The organism is Bacteriovorax sp. DB6_IX (assembly GCF_000447775.1).
Taxonomy (GTDB): Bacteria; Bdellovibrionota; Bacteriovoracia; order Bacteriovoracales; family Bacteriovoracaceae; genus Halobacteriovorax_A.
This window is the reverse complement of the sequence record NZ_AUNJ01000328.1, coordinates 1-2,964: the sequence shown is the minus strand read 5'-3', so window position 1 is coordinate 2,964 and position 2,964 is coordinate 1. Positions and strand designations below refer to the sequence as shown.

At 34.3% G+C, this 2,964-nt stretch carries 1 protein-coding gene; it reads left to right on the top strand.

What is annotated here, in order from left to right; all coding sequences use genetic code 11:
* Positions 1-2,964, top strand: a 2,964-nt coding sequence (locus tag M901_RS09970; protein WP_021278077.1) for an RHS repeat protein, incomplete at both ends; no start/stop codon positions are given.

Below are 2,964 nucleotides of genomic sequence, written 5' to 3'. Positions count from 1 at the left end.
CTGGCAGCTGGGTTCCTGGAAGAGATTTACGTTTATCAATAGACATCAACGCAGATAATAAAAGTGACATAATTGGAGCTAAAGAAGACGGCATATATACAGCTGTAAGTGATTTCTCATCATATAAAGTTGTATCCATCACGTCGAGTTTAGGAAACCAAGATTCATTTGAATATGGAAACCTAACCGATCCAGATGTTTACACAGTAGGTCAACACACCACTTATCCTCAAAAAGACATTGTCACTGGTACTGTTGTTAAATCTATCTCCAGTAGCAATGGTGTTGGTGGAAAAAACGAGATCCTCTACAAATACGAAGGTAAGAGGACGCATCTGATGGGGGCAGGAAACTTAGGTTTTCAAAAGGTTCACTTATTCGATAAAACAAAGAATAGAGTAATTTCCACTACTTATAATCAAGAAGTGGAGAATACACTGTTGTATACAGCAATTAAGGAAAAATTTACGTGCCAGTTTAATAGCGAGGCACAGTTTGCGTTTGAATCATGTAAAGAAGATTCTTCTAATCTCATACACTCGTTGGCTAATTATTGGAACACAGAAAAAGCAATAGGTAATCAAGCTCAAGGTCGATATGTCTCACCAAGTCCGGCATATAAGTCCCCTTTTGAGCCAAGACAAAGATATAAACAACAATTAGTTAAACAAGTTGAAAAAAGTTGGGATTTACATGGTTCTTTACTAAAAACGGTTACATCCGAGAGAGCTTATGATAAGTGGTATGGAAATACCCTTTCAGAAATAATTAGTACTCAAGACCATATAAATGGGCAATGGTTTTCCAAGTCAACAAAATATAAATATAAGCAACCAAACACAAATAATTGGTTAGTTGGTTTGTTAGAAAATAAAGTGACATCTTTTTCTGGAAGCGAATTGTACTCAAATAACAACTCCTTTTTTGAAAGAACTTATGATTATGAATATGATTCAAAAGGCAATCTAATACGTAAATATGAGCAAAAAGGCACTGATTTAGAGCGCTCAACTGTACTATCAAACTTTGATCGCGGATTACCTAGAAATGTCACGGAGCATTGGTCAGGATATCTAAGTAAAAATATATTAAATAAGAGTTCAGTTCAAGTTAACCAAAAAACGACTAAGTTTATATATGATAAGTATGGATATGTAACACAGTCTATCAATGCTTTGGGTCAGAAAACATTGACACAATTTGATCCTATATGGGGTCAAGTTACTCGGTTAACAGAAATTGATGGAAATACTACCACTTATCATCTTGATGATTGGGGGAGAGAGATTGGTATTGATTTGCCATCAGGGGCGTGGTCGAGAGTTAAATACGCAAAATCGTCAGATGACTACAACTCCATCTATCTAAAGTCGGTATCTTCAAATGTTAGTCCTCTTCTTGAATACCGATTTGACAGTAAGCATCGAGAAGTAGGGACAATAAAAGGAATATACAAAGGTTATTCTTATGTATTTAAGAAGTATAATAATAAAGGGGAAGTAATTGGCTCAACTATACCTAGCAAACTCACTAGTGGTGCCGATTTTATTAATTATACATATGATAGTCTTGGCCGGATAACAGAAATAGTAAAACCAAATGGTAATGTATCTTCTTATCGTTACTATGGTTTTACTACAGAAATGACTAACTCAGAGAGGCAAACTACTTCAACAATAGTTAATGCTATAGGGCAAAAAATCGAGGTTAAAGATGATGCAAATAACAGCGTTAACTATTACTATGATGGTTGGGGTAATTTGACTAAGACGAGTGATCCTAAGAAAAATGAAATAATTGTAGAATACAACGAACTTGGTCAAAGGACGAAGCTTATCGACCCTGATTTAGGTGAAATTGAATATTATAGTAATGGATTAGATCTCGTTTACAAGACGGTTACTAATAATAAAATAATCGTTACAGATTTTTATGACGAAATTGGGCGACTTATTAAAAAAGTTGATCCCGATGCTCCTTCTGGACGCCATTGGATATATAACGCTAAAGGGCAACTGGAGAAAGCATATCAACCAGGTTACTTCGAAGGATATAAGTATTACCCTAATGGTTTAGTAATGGAAAAATCATTTGGTGTTCAAAGTAATAGCTATAGTCAAAAGTACATATATGACCTGAGAGGTAGATTATCAAAATTAGAGTATGGAAATGAAATTGTCACCACTTATAATTATAGCCAAGACAACTTTTTGAAAGAGGTGTACTTATCTGATAGAGGTGTCAAAGAGATTGGTTCCAAAATTTGGGCTATTAGAGAGATAGATGCATTTGGAAATCATGAGGAGCAATACTACGGTAATGAATTGATAGTGACTAAGAAGTATGATGATGTCACTGGTTATATTAAAAATATAATTACAAAGAGAAATAGCCTATATCAAGATAGTTTATTAGAAACTAATTATGATTTTGACTCAATCGGTAACCTTGTATATCGTGAGGAAAGAAAAAGAGATCAAGTCAATAGGGTGGCATATGACTTTAAAACTGATCTTGCCTCATACAAGCGTTATGACTTGGTTTCATCTGATAAAATAACCTATGATAATCTTAATAGAATTACTTCGATAAGTTCAAATAAAATTTCTTTTGTAAAAAAAAGTTGGCAGGAAAATTACCTGTTCAAGTTAGAGGATCCTTGCAAATATAAAGACTGTGGTTTTATTAGTAATAAAAGGCCTAATTTTTACGCTGAACCTAACATTCTTGAACCATTTGTTGGTGCTACAAAATATGAACCATATTTCAATAAGCTAATTTCAGTGGATAATCCTGTGCTAGTAGGTTATTCAAATGATGGCTTTCCAACGGTTGACTATTCGAAATCTAGCATTTTAGATGTACCAATTGATCCCGAACCATCAAGCTACAACGAAAATTATGGCGTAGTGACACTGGATTATGATGTTTTGGGTAACATAACGCACAAATCGGATGTCGGTT